At 41.1% G+C, this 15,984-nt stretch carries 16 protein-coding genes and 1 riboswitch; of the genes, 4 read left to right on the top strand and 12 right to left on the bottom strand.

Going from position 1 to position 15,984, the window contains the following annotated elements:
• Positions 1-150 precede the first annotated feature (150 nt).
• Genes M1G01_RS00250 through M1G01_RS00235 form a run of 4 tightly spaced genes read right to left on the bottom strand, consistent with a single transcriptional unit; the run spans position 151 to position 4,770 of the window.
• Positions 151-1,893: an ABC transporter ATP-binding protein gene (locus tag M1G01_RS00250; protein ID WP_049479913.1), complete on the bottom strand. Its 1,743-nt coding sequence runs from the start codon at positions 1,891-1,893 to the stop codon at positions 151-153.
• Positions 1,883-3,628: an ABC transporter ATP-binding protein gene (locus M1G01_RS00245; protein ID WP_247930867.1), complete on the bottom strand. Its 1,746-nt coding sequence runs from the start codon at positions 3,626-3,628 to the stop codon at positions 1,883-1,885. Before M1G01_RS00245 ends, M1G01_RS00250 begins: the two co-directional genes overlap by 11 nt.
• A 54-nt stretch (positions 3,629-3,682) precedes the next feature.
• On the bottom strand, positions 3,683-4,318 hold the full coding sequence (locus M1G01_RS00240; RefSeq protein ID WP_038806300.1) for a DUF421 domain-containing protein: 636 nt from the start codon (positions 4,316-4,318) through the stop codon (positions 3,683-3,685).
• Positions 4,315-4,770, bottom strand: coding sequence for a DUF3290 family protein (locus M1G01_RS00235; RefSeq protein WP_000675332.1), 456 nt, complete (start codon positions 4,768-4,770; stop codon positions 4,315-4,317). The genes M1G01_RS00240 and M1G01_RS00235 overlap by 4 nt, the downstream gene beginning before the upstream one ends.
• Positions 4,771-4,903: 133 nt before the next feature.
• Between M1G01_RS00235 and M1G01_RS00230 the strand changes: the two genes are divergently transcribed.
• The 4 genes from M1G01_RS00230 (at position 4,904) to M1G01_RS00215 (ending at position 8,611) form a co-directional block, all read left to right on the top strand.
• Complete coding sequence (locus tag M1G01_RS00230; protein ID WP_247930866.1) at positions 4,904-5,731, top strand: exodeoxyribonuclease III; 828 nt, start codon at positions 4,904-4,906, stop codon at positions 5,729-5,731.
• Between the two features lie 11 nt (positions 5,732-5,742).
• Positions 5,743-6,129: a bleomycin resistance protein gene (locus tag M1G01_RS00225; protein ID WP_000386238.1), complete on the top strand. Its 387-nt coding sequence runs from the start codon at positions 5,743-5,745 to the stop codon at positions 6,127-6,129.
• Between the two features lie 133 nt (positions 6,130-6,262).
• Positions 6,263-6,358, top strand: a riboswitch (purine riboswitch).
• Positions 6,359-6,767: 409 nt separating this feature from the next.
• Positions 6,768-7,349: a xanthine phosphoribosyltransferase gene (locus M1G01_RS00220; RefSeq protein WP_129313429.1), complete on the top strand. Its 582-nt coding sequence runs from the start codon at positions 6,768-6,770 to the stop codon at positions 7,347-7,349.
• A complete protein-coding gene (locus M1G01_RS00215) occupies positions 7,349-8,611 on the top strand; it encodes a nucleobase:cation symporter-2 family protein (RefSeq protein WP_247930865.1) in 1,263 nt (420 codons plus the stop codon). The genes M1G01_RS00220 and M1G01_RS00215 overlap by 1 nt, the downstream gene beginning before the upstream one ends.
• Positions 8,612-8,656: 45 nt before the next feature.
• Here the strand turns inward: M1G01_RS00215 and M1G01_RS00210 are convergent, their stop codons facing one another.
• From M1G01_RS00210 to M1G01_RS00175, 8 genes are all read right to left on the bottom strand, one after another.
• Positions 8,657-9,565: a type II restriction endonuclease gene (locus tag M1G01_RS00210; RefSeq protein WP_247930864.1), complete on the bottom strand. Its 909-nt coding sequence runs from the start codon at positions 9,563-9,565 to the stop codon at positions 8,657-8,659.
• 12 nt (positions 9,566-9,577) lie between these two features.
• On the bottom strand, positions 9,578-10,387 hold the full coding sequence (locus M1G01_RS00205) for a hypothetical protein (protein WP_247930863.1): 810 nt from the start codon (positions 10,385-10,387) through the stop codon (positions 9,578-9,580).
• 4 nt (positions 10,388-10,391) lie between these two features.
• On the bottom strand, positions 10,392-11,147 hold the full coding sequence (locus tag M1G01_RS00200) for a DNA-methyltransferase (RefSeq protein ID WP_025169873.1): 756 nt from the start codon (positions 11,145-11,147) through the stop codon (positions 10,392-10,394).
• A gap of 25 nt (positions 11,148-11,172) precedes the next feature.
• Positions 11,173-12,027, bottom strand: coding sequence for a DNA adenine methylase (locus M1G01_RS00195; RefSeq protein ID WP_001019677.1), 855 nt, complete (start codon positions 12,025-12,027; stop codon positions 11,173-11,175).
• A 99-nt stretch (positions 12,028-12,126) separates the two neighbouring features.
• Positions 12,127-12,531, bottom strand: coding sequence for a PaaI family thioesterase (locus M1G01_RS00190; protein ID WP_000651198.1), 405 nt, complete (start codon positions 12,529-12,531; stop codon positions 12,127-12,129).
• 69 nt (positions 12,532-12,600) lie between these two features.
• Positions 12,601-14,088 carry a UDP-glucose--hexose-1-phosphate uridylyltransferase gene (locus M1G01_RS00185; RefSeq protein WP_247930862.1) on the bottom strand — a complete coding sequence of 496 codons (1,488 nt, stop codon included), beginning with the start codon at positions 14,086-14,088 and terminating at the stop codon, positions 12,601-12,603.
• Positions 14,085-14,744: an HAD family hydrolase gene (locus M1G01_RS00180; RefSeq protein WP_033584287.1), complete on the bottom strand. Its 660-nt coding sequence runs from the start codon at positions 14,742-14,744 to the stop codon at positions 14,085-14,087. The genes M1G01_RS00185 and M1G01_RS00180 overlap by 4 nt, the downstream gene beginning before the upstream one ends.
• 11 nt (positions 14,745-14,755) lie before the next feature.
• Positions 14,756-15,934, bottom strand: a complete 1,179-nt coding sequence (locus tag M1G01_RS00175) for a galactokinase (RefSeq protein ID WP_247930861.1) — start codon at positions 15,932-15,934, stop codon at positions 14,756-14,758.
• Positions 15,935-15,984 lie beyond the last annotated feature (50 nt).

Below are 15,984 nucleotides of genomic sequence, written 5' to 3'. Positions count from 1 at the left end.
TCAACATTTTTCATTATACCACAAAATGGAAAAGGCGGTGCAAGAAATCTGTAATTTGAAGGATTTCCTTCTGATGTTCAATGAAAATCAAAGTACAGCTTTGAGGTTGCAGATAAAGCTGACATGGTTTGAAGAGATTTCCAAAGAGTATTAGGACATAGCTCCAGCCTGCAAGCTATACATCTTGTGATAGGTTCCTCCCAAGGCCAAGAGTTCCTCATGGGTTCCACTCTCGATGATACGCCCCTTGTCCAAGACGTAGATGCAGTTGGCGTCTTGGATGGTCGAAAGGCGATGAGCAATAGCAATGGTCGTCCGACCCTGTCTCATCTTAGCTAGGGAATCTTGAACCAAACTTTCTGTTTCAGAGTCAATATTGGCTGTCGCTTCATCCAAAATCAGGATTTTAGGCTGACTGGCGACTGTTCTAGCAAAGGCAAGAAGCTGGCGCTGGCCAGTAGAAAAGCTCGAACCACGCTCGGAAACGGGGGTATCATAACCCTGCGGAAGGTCCTGAATAAAGGAATCTGCATCCACAAAGGCAGCCGCAGCCTGGACCTCTTCATCACTAATGTCTTGGTACATGGCGATATTGGACTTGATAGTCCCGTGATAGAGGAAGGGATCCTGTAAGACCAAACCGATATTCTTTCTCAACTCTTCCTGACTGTAGTTCCTGATATCCACACCATCCAAGAGAACGCGGCCTGACTGAAATTCATAAAAGCGCATGAGGACATTGATAATGGAAGATTTCCCCGAACCTGTATGCCCTACAAAGGCAATGGTTTCACCCTTCTTAACTGAAAAGGAAATATCATCTAGAATCTGGTGTTTTCCATCATATGAGAAACACACGTGCTCAAACCGAATATTACCTTCTGTAATCTTTGCTTGGCTATCCTTTTGAAGGGGTTCATAGGTCCTCTCGTCAATCAAGGCAAAGACACGTCCAGCTGAGACCATAGAAGTTTGAAGGGTTGAAAAGTTTTGCGTCACCTCAATCAAGGGGTCAAAGAGCCGATTGATGTACTGGATAAAAGCATACATGGTTCCTGCTGTTATTCCCAGATAAAGCCCGCGGTAACCAAAGTAGGCCATCAAGACTGCATATCCTAGGAGTTTCAGCAAACTCATGGCAGGTCTCAAAAAGAGGGCATCCAAGGCCACAGAACGGTTGGCATAGACCAAGTGTTCTTGGTTGATTTCATCAAATTCTGCTTGCAGGCGATTCTCTTGGTTGAAGGCCTGGATAATCCTGATTCCCTCGATATTCTCTGCCAGCTTACTATTGATATCTGACAAGAGACTTCTGGTTTTTTCGATGATTTTCACTGACTTTTTCCGATAGAGATTGACTAAAAGGAAAATCAAGGGTAGAAAGAGCAAAACTAAAGCTGTCAAACGAAAATCCAGCACCAACATGGTATACAGAGTTGTCAGAAAGATGAAAACTGCTGAAATAAAGCTGGATAAAATTCCCGAAAACATATCACTGATGGTCTCAGTATCATTGGTCAAACGAGAGACGATGGAACCTGCTGGCGTCTTGTCAAAATAAGACATGCCCAGTTTCTCCATATTGGCAAAGGCATCGTGACGAATATCTCTGACAATACTGTAGGACACCCGCGCAAAGAGAAGATTGCCGACATACTGGACCAGAGTTTGCAGGATATAGAGGCCATAGTAGGCCAATAAAACTGTAATAGCAAGATGGTTTAGGTTGCTGAGGTACTGGTCGATAAAGTGGGAAGCCACAAGGGGAATGACACTTTTAATGATTGTAGTCACGAGGAGAAAACTGAGTGCCAAAAAGGTCAGGAGGCCATAGGGCTTGAGATAAGACATCAAGCGCTTCAATACAGCCAATTGTTCTTTCTTATTCTGCATCTTCTTCTCCTTTCATTTCCAACTGCTGAGACTGGTAGGTTTGGGCATACCAGCCATTCAGGACTAGCAAGTCATCGTGCTTGCCCCGTTCGATAATTTGACCATTTTGCAGAACCAAAATCAGATCTGCATGGACAACTGCACTGAGTCGATGTGCTGTAATAATAGTTGTCTTGTCCTTGCGCGTCTCCTTGAGATTGTCGATAATCGCATACTCTGTCTTGGCATCCACGGCTGACAAGGAATCATCTAGAATCAAGATATCAGGGTCTAAAATCATAGCCCTACTCATAGCCAGACGTTGCTTTTGCCCACCTGAGAGACTGACTCCCTTTTCACCGATCAGCGTATCAAATCCCTGAGGCATGTCCACAATATCTTGGTAAACTTGAGCTAGCTTTGTCGCTTCCTCGACCACCGAAAGGGACAAATTAGGATTGCCGAAGCGGATATTGTCTAAGATAGAGGTCGCAAAGAGGAACTGGTCCTGAGGAACATAGCCCATGAGACTGCGAAGGTCTGTCAGACGATAATCCCGAATATCATGACTGTTTAGGTAAATGGCTCCCTTATCCACATCGTATTCACGCAAGAGGAGCTTAATCAAGGATGTTTTCCCAGAGCCTGTCTGTCCGACCAAGCCAAGAGTTTCCCCTTTTTCCAAACTAAAGTGAATATCCGTCAGTGTTTTCTCATTTTCAAAGGCAAAACTATCAATATCGTACTCCAAGCGTCCATTTTCAATACCGTCCAGAGGAAACTCAGGATCTTGTACAGGTGATTCCTGAGACAAAAGTTCCTCAATCCGCTGATAGGACACCTTCCCTCGCTGAGTAATATTAAAGAGGAAACCAATAGCCATAAGAGGCCAAACCAGCATATCCAAGTAGCTGATAAAGGTAACCAGATTTCCAACCGTAATCTGCCCCTCCTGAACCATCAAGGAACCGACCAAAAGGGTTAAAACATAGGAGGAACCAACAAACAAGAGAACCATAGGGTCAAAGAGACTATCGTATTTCATGGTTTGCAGGTTCTTCTGGAAGGTCAATTCATTGACTGCCTGAAAGGACTTCAACTCGTCCGCCTGGTAACCGAAAGACTTGGTCACTTTGATACCTGATACGGACTCCTGTACCTTGTTATTGAGTTCGGAAAAAGCGGTTTGCGATTCGCTAAAGGCCTTATGGGTCTTTCTCCCTAGACGACTGGTCGCATAAGCCATGAAAGGTAAGGGTAAAATGGCAACTAGGGTCATTTGCCACGAAATGCTAAAGAGCATGGTCAACAAGGTCACCAGCGCCGTGATAGAGGCATCCACAGCAGACATGACTCCGCCACCTGCCAGACGAGTCAAGGCATTTATATCATTGGTAGCGTGTGCCATCAGGTCTCCCGTCCGATAGGTTTGATAAAAAGCTGGAGACATTTTTGTGAAATGCTCAAACAAGCGAGACCGCATAATCTGCCCCAGACGATAGGAAGTCCCAAGGATATACATGCGCCAAACATAGCGTAGATAGTACATACCCAAAGCTGCAAGAAGCAGATAAAGGAGGTTCAAAAGCAAGTCCTGCTGGGTTAATTGCCCCGATGTAATGGCATCAATGACCCGCCCCATAACCATTGGGGGAATGAGGTTAAGGACGGAAACCAAGACCAGGGCCACGATTCCGACTAGATAACGGCGTTTTTCTAACTTGAAAAACCACCAAAGTTTTTGAATAATGGACATAAAATCCCTTTCTGATTGCAAATAGAAACCTGAGGCCAAGACCCCAGGTTTTTCTTATTCATAGGTTACGACTGTAACGGCACCCTTGTCATACTCAGCGATAAAGATATTAGCTACATTGTCATGTCCTTGCTTGTTGAGGTTATCAAGCAGCCACTCTTCGCTACGACCAATCGACTCCAAAACATCGACTTGTATCACACCGTCAGTCACAACTGGATACTTAGGATTTTCATCTCCCATTTGGACCACGATGAGTTGGCCATTTTGCTCCTGCACAGCGCATTTGACTTGCTTCATCTGGAAAATTCCTTGGCTACGAAGTTTGAGAGCAACTTCTGCCGCAGACAAACCAACTGAACGACAGGCTTCTGGGTCAATCTGCCCATTTTTGATGAGCAGAGTCGGTTTACCATCAATCAAGCGTTTGACAAAACGAACATTGTTATTAAGCCACTTGAGGGTCAAAACCAAAATCGTCCACATCATCAGAATCACTGCGTATTGCAGGATACTGATTGAACTATTGTAAATTACCCCACCGATGATACCACCAAGAACATAGTTCTGAATTTGGTCTGTAGCAGAGTTAGGTGCTAGATTCCCCTTTCCTGTCACATTAATAACAAAAACAAGAGAGAAAAGACCCAAGGCCAGTTTGATTAAAATTTCCATATAGTTGAGTGTCATTTGTTTACCTCCACCAATTCAATAGCGTCTGTTTGATTCAATTCTAATTTCTCTAAAAGATACTTGTCTGGTTGGCTCCCGTTCATGGCGCGGTAGAAATTTGGACCTACCTTGACAAGCGCTCCATCAGTGGCAGCTGAAGTATTAACGTAAACTTCTGATTTATCCACCCCCAAGTCTTTGGAAACAACCTCTATGAAATGAAGTGAAGTTTGAAATTGGTTGTTAGAGGCTTGATTGGTCTGGTATTTTGAGATTGTCACCAAAAGCATGGCCACCAAGGTCAAGGCCAAAATCATGACCAATTCCCGAAACTTAGTCCCCTTTTTATCTCGATAGGCTTTAAAAGCAAAAAATCCTGTGATAGCTAGGAGAACAATTCCAAAGCCAATCATGATGCCATTTTGCTGACTGATTTGGCTAAGTACATAGTCATATGAGTAAAATTTCATTTATTTTCACTCCCTTTCATAAAATCATTCTTAATTATAAACGAAAGAGAGTGATTTTTCAAGCCATACGTTGGGGAAATAGACCTTTTTTTGGTATAATAAAATCTATAATCTGAATGAAAAAGGTAACTTTATGAAACTCATCTCATGGAATATTGATTCCCTCAATGCAGCCCTAACGAGCGACTCAGCTCGTGCAAAATTGTCCCAAGAAGTCCTACAAACCTTGGTAGCCGAAAATGCTGATATTATCGCTATCCAGGAAACCAAGCTTTCTGCCAAGGGCCCTACAAAGAAACACCTAGAAGTACTTGAAGAACTCTTCCCAGGTTATGAAAACACTTGGCGTTCCTCTCAAGAGCCTGCCCGCAAAGGCTACGCTGGAACCATGTTCCTTTATAAGAAAGAACTCACACCAACGATTAGCTTCCCAGAAATCGGGGCTCCTTCTACCATGGACTTAGAAGGCCGTATCATCACCTTGGAATTTGATACATTTTTCGTGACCCAAGTTTACACTCCAAACGCTGGCGACGGGCTCAAACGCTTGGAAGAACGCCAACTCTGGGATGTCAAATATGCTGAGTATTTGGCGCAACTAGACAAAGAAAAACCAGTCCTTGCGACTGGAGACTACAACGTAGCTCACAAGGAAATCGACCTTGCAAATCCTGCCAGCAACCGCCGTTCACCTGGTTTTACAGACGAGGAACGTGCTGGTTTTACCAACCTCTTGGCAACTGGATTTACCGACACCTTCCGCCACATTCACGGTGATGTCCCAGAGCGCTATACTTGGTGGGCACAACGCAGCAAGACTTCTAAAATCAACAATACAGGCTGGAGAATCGACTACTGCCTCACTAGCAACCGCGTGGCTGACAAGGTGACCAAGTCTGACATGATTGACTCGGGTGCGCGTCAAGACCATACGCCGATTGTATTGGAAATTGAACTCTAAGGAGAAAGCTAATGGACTATCAAGCTGTCATTCCTGAATTTGTAGTATCTGACCTCGAAAAGTCACGCCACTTCTACTGCGATTTGCTGGGATTTTCTGTCGAATACGAGCGTCCAGAGGAGAAATTTCTCTTCCTCTCGCTTGAAGACTGCCAACTTATGCTAGAAGAAGGCAGCACAGAAGAATTAGCCCAACTAACCTATCCTTTCGGGCGCGGTGTCAATATTTCCTTTGGCATTGAAGATGTCCCTCAGCTCCACCAAAAACTGCTGGAGGCCAACTATCCAATTTATCGTCCTTTGACTAAGAGAACATTTCGTGTTGGAGATCATTATATCTATCCTCATGAATTTGCAGTTTTGGATCCAGATGGTTATTTTTTAAGATTTAGCGAATAGAAGAATAAAAGGCTACAATACTTTCTAGCGTTGCAGCCTTTTATTCGTTCGCTTTTATGATCTATTTGCTAACAAAATATTTGATTTATAAAGCTAATTGGTGTAAAATAAAAACATTGGCAGTGGCCTATTTAAAATTGAATATCATTTTACTTGTTTATGTCGTGAATTGGCACGACGTTTCTACAAGGTGCCGGAACACCTAACAATGAGTATGTCAGCTGAAGGTATGGTGTTGGCCATGCCTATTTTGGGGACTTACTTAGGGGATTAAGTAGGTCCTTTTTGAATATTTTTGTTAAAGCACGCCTTTAAGTGTAAACTAAATATTTTTAATATTTCCCTTAATTAGTGCGGACGGGAGCAACTTCCTTCGGAATTTCATCCCTAATTTTTGAGCCTCTAGCTCTTTCATTTCTAGGCTTAGGCTAAAATAGTTCCCCGAACTATTTTACTCTCAAAAATCCCGTCATAGACAATAACAAGATTATTGTCTATGATACCACTACGGCGGGAAATATTTGATAAAACTCGCTTCGCTCGTACTAGTTTTATCAAATATTTAGTACTAGCAAACTGGTTCACTATAGAAATATTTAACCAACAAGTAAACTTGCTTTTAGACTTTAGGAGGTCTTATGAAATTATTAGAAGAGCGCATCCTCGAGGATGGGCATATCTTGGGTGATAATATCCTCAAGGTGGATTCCTTTTTAACCCACCAAGTTGACTTTAGCTTGATGCGAGAGATTGGTAAGGTATTTGCGGACAAATTCGCTTCTGCTGGCATTACCAAGGTCGTAACCATTGAAGCTTCAGGCATTGCCCCAGCCGTTTTTACAGCTGAAGCCTTAAATGTGCCCATGATTTTCGCCAAGAAAGCTAAAAACATCACCATGAACGAAGGCATCTTAACCGCCCAAGTCTACTCCTTTACCAAGCAGGTGACCAGCACCGTTTCCATCGCTGGAAAATTCCTCTCACCAGAGGACAAGGTCTTGATTATCGATGATTTCCTTGCTAATGGCCAAGCTGCCAAAGGCTTGATTCAAATCATCGAACAAGCTGGAGCAAAAGTTGAAGCGATAGGCATCGTGATTGAAAAATCTTTCCAAGATGGTCGTGATTTGCTTGAAAAAGCAGGCTACCCTGTCCTATCACTGGCTCGCTTGGATCGTTTCGAAAATGGTCAGGTCGTATTTAAGGAGGCAGATCTCTAATGCAAAAACAAGAAAAACATTCGCAAGCAGCCGTTCTTGGCTTGCAGCACTTACTAGCCATGTACTCAGGTTCTATCCTGGTTCCCATCATGATTGCGACAGCTCTTGGCTATTCGGCTGAGCAGTTGACCTACCTAATCTCCACAGATATCTTCATGTGTGGGGTGGCCACCTTCCTTCAACTCCAACTCAACAAATACTTTGGGATTGGACTACCAGTCGTTCTTGGAGTTGCCTTCCAATCCGTCGCTCCTTTGATTATGATTGGGCAAAGCCACGGTAGTGGGGCTATGTTTGGTGCCCTTATCGCATCAGGGATTTATGTGGTTCTGATTTCAGGTATTTTCTCAAAAGTTGCCAATCTCTTCCCATCTATCGTAACAGGCTCTGTCATTACCACGATTGGATTGACCTTAATTCCTGTCGCTATTGGAAATATGGGAAATAATGTCCCAGAGCCAACTGGTCAAAGCCTTTTGCTTGCTGCTATCACTGTTTTGATTATCCTCTTGATCAACATCTTTACCAAAGGATTTATCAAGTCGATTTCGATTTTGATTGGGTTGGTCGTTGGAACTACCATTGCTGCTACCATGGGCTTGGTAGATTTCTCCCCTGTTGCGGCAGCTCCGCTTGTCCATGTTCCAACTCCCCTCTACTTTGGTGTACCGAGTTTTGAAATCTCATCCATCGTCATGATGTGTATTATTGCAACGGTGTCTATGGTTGAGTCAACTGGTGTTTACCTAGCCTTGTCTGATATCACGAAAGACCCAATCGACAGTACGCGCCTGCGCAACGGTTACCGTGCAGAAGGTTTAGCCGTACTTCTCGGAGGAATCTTTAACACCTTCCCTTACACAGGATTTTCACAAAACGTTGGTTTGGTTAAATTGTCAGGTATCAAGACTCGCCTGCCAATCTACTACGCAGCTGGTTTTCTAGTCCTCCTTGGACTCCTTCCTAAGTTTGGCGCGCTCGCCCAAATCATTCCGAGCCCTGTCCTTGGAGGGGCCATGCTGGTAATGTTTGGTTTTGTTTCCCTTCAAGGGATGCAAATCCTAGCCCGTGTTGACTTTGCTAACAATGAACACAACTTCCTTATTGCAGCTGTCTCCATCGCTGCAGGTGTCGGACTCAACAATAGTAATCTCTTTGTCAGCATGCCAACAGCCTTCCAAATGTTCTTCTCAAACGGAATCGTCGTAGCCAGCTTACTGGCCATTGTCCTCAATGCAGTATTAAACCGGAAAAAGAAATAAGAAAAAGAGGTGTGAGCCTCTTTTTTGTATATAGCTAATGAACAATCATTGTAAAAATAAATCAGCTAAAAATCCTTCTCTTAACATTTCTAAATTAAATACATTCGTAATATGGCTAAATGCTTCTGCTAGTGGTAAGTGGGCTGTTTTCCATCCTTGACCATCAGTAACCCAAACAAATTCAACATCGTCATCTGAGGTAATAACAAATTGACTAAGTTCAGTAAATTCTCCAGCCACCGCTTTTAGTTTACTTCCTCCTCCGCCATAGTAATTCGTTTCAATCAGCCAAACCTTATGTTTTTCTCGGGAATAAACTGCAACATCAAATCTTCTCTCAGACTTATCAACAGGTACTTTAATCCCCCACTTATCCTTAATAAATTGGGCTGTAGCTTGAGATTTCCATTCCAGTTTTTGTTCCTGAGAAATTTTTGCTACATGTCTCTCTAAAATCCCCTCCATGGTTGTTCCACTTCGGTTTTTTCGTGCATTGCTGTCTAATCCAGTCTCTACTCCATAAACATAATCAACTAATGAACGATTAGCATGTTGTTGTAAAAAATTTAGTAAACCAGATTGCTCAATAAATTTCATGTAATCATCTATTTTACTAGTGTCTATCGTTTTGAAATCCAATTGCTCAAAAGACATATTATCGTTTTCATCTATTGTTAAAACATCCAAAACTTTATCTCGACTTGCAATCAGACTAGGAATTGCTTTTAACAAATTGGGTTGTTTAGTGAATAAGTGTAATGCTTCTGAATAGATATCGTCTTTACCAATTAAGTAGTTTAATGTATTCAACTCTAGTTCATACTTCTTGGTCTCACGATTAACTTTATTCCAATTCACATAGTACTCTGGCGTTCTGTTGGTAATTGAAAGCGTAGAAAGAAATTTTCCCAAGCGCTCTTCTGACGATAATTTATGATAATTTAATAGATTCATAAGATTCCTTTCTTAAAAATATTCACCTTGATTGTTCAACTCAAGTCTATCTATCTCTATATATTTAGTTAAATAATAATCTTGGTATCTTTGATCGTGAATAAAATGCGCACCTACAGAAAAAGATTGTTCAGAAATATGTCTACTAAGTTCATCTATATCACCAAATAAAACCTCAATATATCTACCAAAACAATCTGAACGTCCTCTATATTTAGTATTACCCTCAAGTTTCGGATAATTAAATTCCTCAATAATTGCAATATAACTTATTATATTTATAATTTCTTGCAAGGAAAATTTTCCAACATCATTCAATGAAGCTAATACACTTCTTAACTCTTTAATACCATTATCAATTTCTTCTGATGATAGATATCTGTCATTATATAATGGATTATTAATTCTAATTAGTTGGTTTTCAATTAATAAATAATCTGAAATTGTAGATTCTATTGTTGTTAATGGCCTTTGTGATATTGACCTCAAGACAATATATACTATATTCTTTATTAGTTTTACAGGAAATTTTTCAATATGACATTTTTCTATTATTTCCTTACAGATTGTTATAAAGCTTACATCTTCTTCCTTATATCTCACTAAACAATCGTAAGAATTTCTCTTTAATCGTTTTTTAGTCTCCTCGTTTGTTGCCTTATATCCATAAAATACCAACGTTATATCTTGAGGTGTTATAAGGATTCTAGATTTAGCTTCTTCTCCCTCTTTAATTGACTCGGAAAAACCAGAATGTTCTAAACAGTTAATAAGTTCAAGACCAAATTCTTTATAAGTTGCATACTCACCTAACTCTAACACTTCTCTATACTTCCAACCTCTTCTTTGCAATTTTTAAATATTCTTTTTCAGCATCGATACCTATAAATCTTCTACCTAATCGCTTTGCAACAACACCCGTAGTGCCACTGCCAACAAATGGATCTAAAATATAGTCTCCTTCTTTAGTAGATGCTAAAATAATACGTTCCAGTAAATATTCTGGTTTTTGTGTTGGATGCTTCCCAGCCCATTTTTCAGCTTTTTTCGTCAACGCTCCTGTCCAAACATCTTTCATTTGTTTACCATCATTCAGCTCTTTCATCAAATCGTAATTATAATAATGGCGAGCTTTTTTATCGTTTTTTCTTGCCCATAAAATAGTTTCAGTAGAATGAGTAAAATAACGACAAGATAAGTTGGGGGCAGGGTTTGTTTTCTGCCAAGTAATATTATTTAGAATTTTAAAACCTTCTTGCTCTAATGCCATTCCAACTGAGTAAATATTATGCAGACTCCCTGAAATCCATATAGTCCCATTAGGTTTCAAAACTTCTTTTGCTAAACGTATCCATTTACGATTGAATTCGTGCTTTTCCTCAAAGGAAGAAATCTTATCCCAATCTCCTTTATCAACAGAAACAACTTGTCCCCCTGAATTAGATATTCCACCATTACTTAAAAAATATGGTGGGTCAGCAAAGATCATATCCATACTCTCTGGTTTCATTTTTGATAATAATTTAAACGTATCTGCATGAACAAGAATCATTTTGTCTTTATTATAGTATGGTTTTGTCATTAAAACACCCCCATACTTATATTCGTTAATTTTCATAATTTGTAACTATAATTTCAGAAATTTTTCCTCGACTTGAAGACTTAGCTCCATTTGTTCGTATAGCCTCTACATAATGGATATTAAAATCTCGATATAATTCCTCTACTAAATGACTCGATGAATTTGACAACATAACATAAGCACCTGCATCACTTAGTCTCCTAAATGTATCTCTTAATCTAACTTGATCATCATAAGAAAAACCTTCATGAGTGTACGATGTAAAAGCACTTGTATCAGATAATGGAATATACGGAGGATCGAAATAAATAAAATCTCCTTTTTGAACATTTAAGAGTGCATCCTCAAAATCGCCCGTTCTAATTTCTATTAGATTGTTATTTAGATAATCTGAAATAGCAAATATTAGCTCTTCATCAACAATTTTAGGATTCTTATAGCTACCGTATGGTACATTGAATTGATTTTTAGAATTCACTCGATATAAGCCATTAAAATCGACTCTTAGCATATATAGAATTCGAGCAGCTCTTTGGACATCGGACATATTGTTTATTCTATCATCACGATCAGCTGATCGTAATTGTAAGTAATAATCTTTTGAATTATTTTCCTGATGATACTTCAATAAGTCAATTAACTCCTGAGGATTATCCTTGATTTGTTGATAACAGTTGGTTAACTCAGAATTATAATCATTAATAACAGCCCTTTCAGGAGCTATATCAAAAAATAATGCCCCCCCTCCGATAAAAGGTTCATAATAATCATTATACGTTTCAGGCATAAGTTCTTTTATGATAGGTAATAATTGTCGTTTACCGCCTGTCCATTTAGTGAATGGTTGTAGAATAATTTTTTTCGTTTGTTCAATATTCATACTTAGTATTATACCACAGAAACATAACCATTAGCTTGGTATTTTACTACTCTTATAAATTTAAAATGAGTAGAATATATTTTTCCTACTCATTTATCTTTATATCCTTACCTGTCTGTCTTCTGACCGCTGGCCTGTGACAAACATGGTAAAGGTGGCTTTGCAGACATTTCTGCCTTCTTGATTGGTGATATCCACATCCACGACACAAGTTGTGCGACCTTGATGGACACATTCTCCTTTAATGGTCAGTACATCGTCAAGTTTTCCTGCCTTAAGGTAGTTGATAGAGGACTGAAGCGTCACTCCATCAAGCCCCAGCGAGATAACCACTAGACCACTAATCTGGTCACAAAGGGTGAAGAGATAGCCTCCATGGGCATTGCCATAGTAATTGAGCGACGAGTCCACTACTTTTGTCGTCACCACAACATGACCGTCTCTCATTTTTTCTATTTCGTAATTTTCAAAAGCAGATATAGCGTCAAAATGAAAATCTTTCATCGTTTCCTCCTGATAGTTCAAACGACACTATGATACTACTTTTTGTAGGACTGTGCAAGGAGAAAGCTCCTAGTCTGGTAAAATTCCTACCTGTTCTACAAAGCGCATAAAAGCTGCCTGTCCTTGTTCCGTCTGCTTATAAACCCCTGCGTCCTCCAAAACACGCGCAAAAATAGCGCCCACAGAGTCCTTGACGATTTCAAGGGATTTTTCTTTATCCGCTAGGTCCGGATGTTGATCTTTGAGCTGGTCTGCCCATTCCTGATGATAAGAGGCAACTGCTTCATCATCGCCTACAAGATAGCTGGCAACTTGCTCCACTTCTGCTTTCAGACGTGGTGGCAGGATAGCCAAGCCCATGACCTCAATCAAGCCGATATTTTCCTTCTTGATATGTTGAACATCCTTGTGGGGATGATAGATGCCATCAGGATGCTCTGGCGATGTCTGATTGTCTCGCAAGACCAAGTCCAACTCAAACTGTCCATCGCGTTTACGGGCAATGGGTGTAATGGTGTGATGCGGTGTCCCGTCTGTCTCTGCCAAAATCTGTACTTCAGGGTCTGAATACTGGCGCCATTCCTGCAAAATCTTATCCGCCAAGTTGATCAAATCCTCCTTGGAATCTGAAGTCAAGCGTAGCACTGACATAGGCCACTTGACAATCCCAGCCTTGACCTGCTCAAATCCAGTAAATCGGAAAGTCTTTTGCAAGGGAGCCAATTCCATAGGAAATACGTGACGGCCTCCTTGATAGTGATCATGAGTCAGAATAGAGCCTCCCACGATTGGCAGGTCGGCATTCGAACCTGCAAAATAGCCTGGAAATTGCTCTACAATCGCCAGCAGGCGCTCAAAACTCTGACGACTAATGGCCATGGGACGGTGCTGGCCGTCTAAGAAAATACAGTGCTCATTAAAATAAGCATAGGGCGAATACTGGAAGCCCCACTCCTGACCCGCCATTTCGAAACGGATAATGCGGTGATTGCTGCGAGCTGGGTGGTTAACCCGACCATGGTAGCCTTCATTCTCTAGACAGAGCTGACATTGGGGATAATTGCTAGCTTGCACCAACTTGGCCGCCGCAATCTCCTTTGGATCCTTTTCAGGCTTAGAGAGGTTGATGGTAATCTCAAGTTCTCCATAGTCAGATGGAACACGATAAGCGATATTCTTAGCAATGGCCTTGAGCTTGATGTAGTCGTTTTTCTGGCTGAGCTGGTAAAAATTCGCTATCGCCTGTTCGGGAGATTGGGCGTAGGTTGTCCAAAAGTCACGATTAACCTGACTTGGACAAGGCGTCACCAAGTCCATCAGTTCAGCACCGAGGATTTCACGCGCAGTCTGACTATCCTCAATCCTCTCTAATCGAACCGCTTCCTCGACTAACTGGTCCTTGAGGTCAATCAACTCATCCAGATCCGTCTCAACTTCCAAAACACCTTCACCCACTCGTGCCAAAACACGATTGGTTAGGTAGATTCGATCCATTTCCTCAAATGAACTTCCAGCAATGACTTCCGTGATAAATGCATCTAGAATTCCCTGACTCATTGATTCTCCTTCTTACTTTCTAAATAGTCTCTGACAGCATCTAAATCCTGAAAAACTTGTTCTGTTTTATTTAAGAAAGACTGTGCTGGCATTTCCAAGTCTGGAATACAAATAACTGGTATCCCAGCTCTATACGCTGCTTCAATCCCTGCTTCACTATCCTCTAATACTAAGCAATTCTCTGGTAAAACATTCAAATCACTACAGGCCTTTAAAAATATATCAGGGTAAGGTTTGCTTCGCTTTACATCTTTTGAAAAAACTAGATGGTCAAATAAGGACAGTATACCATTACTATCCAAAATCATTCTAGCTCTAGATTCAACACTTGAAGTTGCTAAAGCGATTGGAATACCTTCTCTTTGCAAAAAAGCAAGCAAATTTTTAGCACCTTTTTTTAAATTTACACCTTTGGCTAATATTCGAGCTTCCAGTTCATAAACTTTTTCCAAGGTTTGGTCAAAGTTCCAAGGTAAATCATAGGTATCTAAAAATCGTTGAACATTCTCCTCTTCCCTATGTCCACTGTATTCTCTAGAATATATTTCTTCTGTGAAAGGAATTCCAAAATCTTTAAGCAATTCTTGATAAACTTTTAGAGAAATGATCTCAGTATCAGCTAATAAGCCATCTAAATCAAATATTACAGCGTCCATTTACTTCTCTCCTAGTCTAAAACGCGAGTGCCACCTGCAACTTCAGCGATATAGAAGCTTGGAGCGTATCCAACGACTTCCTCGTAGTGCTTGCCAACAGCTTCCTTAAAGGCCTCAACAGCATCTTTTCGCACCAAGGCAATGGCACATCCGCCAAATCCTGCCCCTGTCATACGAGCACCCAGAACACCTTCCTGATTCCAAGCAGTGTGAACAAGGGTATCCAATTCCAAGCCAGTTACTTCATAATCATGCTCAAGAGAAACGTGAGATGCATTCATCAAGCGACCAAATGTTTCCAAATCACCTACTTGAAGGGCTGTTTGAGCTTTGAGGGTACGTTGGTTTTCAAGCACAGCATGGCGAGCACGTTTCAAACGATTTTCGTCTTTGATTAGGTAGCTGTATTGGTCAAAGGCCCACTCATCCAATTCACCCAAGGTCTGAATATTCAAAGCGGCTTGCAGTTCTTCTACTGCTTTTTCACACTCAGCACGGCGTTCATTGTATTTAGAATCTGCCAATTCACGGCGTTTGTTGGTGTTCATGATGACAACAACATTGTCCTTCAAATCAAGCGGCACCAAGTCGTATTCTAACGTATTGGTATCTAGGTAAATGGCGCGTTGGTCAGCACCCATACCGATAGCAAACTGGTCCATGATACCAGAGTTGACTCCGATAAAGTTGTTCTCTGTTTGTTTTCCGATTTTAACCAAATCCAAACGGTCTAGTTTTAAACCAAAGAGATGCTCTGCCACTACCCCTGTCAAAAGTTCCAATGATGCTGATGATGACAAGCCTGCACCATTTGGGATATTTCCATAAACATAAAAATCAAACCCTTTGTCAATCACATGTCCAGCTTCTTGCAAGAAATGAAGAACCCCTTTTGGATAGTTGGTCCAGCTGTGCTCTTTTTCAAACTTGAGGTCAGCAAGAGGCACTTCGATGATACCCTTGTCCTCAAAGTTGGCTGAGTAGAAACGCAAGACTTGGTCGTCACGCTTGCGAGCTGCACCATAAGTTCCCAAAGAAATAGCAGCTGGAAAAACGTGACCACCGTTGTAGTCCGTGTGTTCACCAATCAGATTGATACGACCTGGTGAAAAGAAAGTTTGGTCTGCTTCTTGACCAAAAACGGCAAGAAAATCTTTGCGAAGGGCTTCAGTAGTAAGATGTTGTGTCATATAAATTCTCCTTTGACTGTCCGTTAAGTCATCTTAACGTGTAATCGTTT

Origin of the sequence: Streptococcus oralis (genome assembly GCF_023110055.1) — a bacterium.
GTDB classification, from domain to species: domain Bacteria; phylum Bacillota; class Bacilli; order Lactobacillales; family Streptococcaceae; genus Streptococcus; species Streptococcus oralis_BY.
Note: the sequence above shows the minus strand (reverse complement) of the source record. Positions and strands in the feature narration are given on the sequence as shown.

Bases quoted from the DNA above. Each gene is read 5' to 3' on its own strand.
- M1G01_RS00195 (WP_001019677.1), bottom strand. From the start codon at position 12,027: ATGAATATTGAACAAACGAAAAAAATTATTCTACAACCATTCACTAAA.
- M1G01_RS00200 (WP_025169873.1), bottom strand. From the start codon at position 11,147: ATGACAAAACCATACTATAATAAAGACAAAATGATTCTTGTTCATGCA.
- M1G01_RS00215 (WP_247930865.1), top strand. From the start codon at position 7,349: ATGCAAAAACAAGAAAAACATTCGCAAGCAGCCGTTCTTGGCTTGCAG.
- M1G01_RS00245 (WP_247930867.1), bottom strand. From the start codon at position 3,628: ATGTCCATTATTCAAAAACTTTGGTGGTTTTTCAAGTTAGAAAAACGC.
- M1G01_RS00210 (WP_247930864.1), bottom strand. From the start codon at position 9,565: ATGAATCTATTAAATTATCATAAATTATCGTCAGAAGAGCGCTTGGGA.
- M1G01_RS00235 (WP_000675332.1), bottom strand. From the start codon at position 4,770: ATGAAATTTTACTCATATGACTATGTACTTAGCCAAATCAGTCAGCAA.
- M1G01_RS00180 (WP_033584287.1), bottom strand. From the start codon at position 14,744: ATGGACGCTGTAATATTTGATTTAGATGGCTTATTAGCTGATACTGAG.
- M1G01_RS00230 (WP_247930866.1), top strand. From the start codon at position 4,904: ATGAAACTCATCTCATGGAATATTGATTCCCTCAATGCAGCCCTAACG.
- M1G01_RS00240 (WP_038806300.1), bottom strand. From the start codon at position 4,318: ATGACACTCAACTATATGGAAATTTTAATCAAACTGGCCTTGGGTCTT.
- M1G01_RS00175 (WP_247930861.1), bottom strand. From the start codon at position 15,934: ATGACACAACATCTTACTACTGAAGCCCTTCGCAAAGATTTTCTTGCC.
- M1G01_RS00220 (WP_129313429.1), top strand. From the start codon at position 6,768: ATGAAATTATTAGAAGAGCGCATCCTCGAGGATGGGCATATCTTGGGT.
- M1G01_RS00185 (WP_247930862.1), bottom strand. From the start codon at position 14,088: ATGAGTCAGGGAATTCTAGATGCATTTATCACGGAAGTCATTGCTGGA.
- M1G01_RS00250 (WP_049479913.1), bottom strand. From the start codon at position 1,893: ATGCAGAATAAGAAAGAACAATTGGCTGTATTGAAGCGCTTGATGTCT.
- M1G01_RS00225 (WP_000386238.1), top strand. From the start codon at position 5,743: ATGGACTATCAAGCTGTCATTCCTGAATTTGTAGTATCTGACCTCGAA.
- M1G01_RS00190 (WP_000651198.1), bottom strand. From the start codon at position 12,531: ATGAAAGATTTTCATTTTGACGCTATATCTGCTTTTGAAAATTACGAA.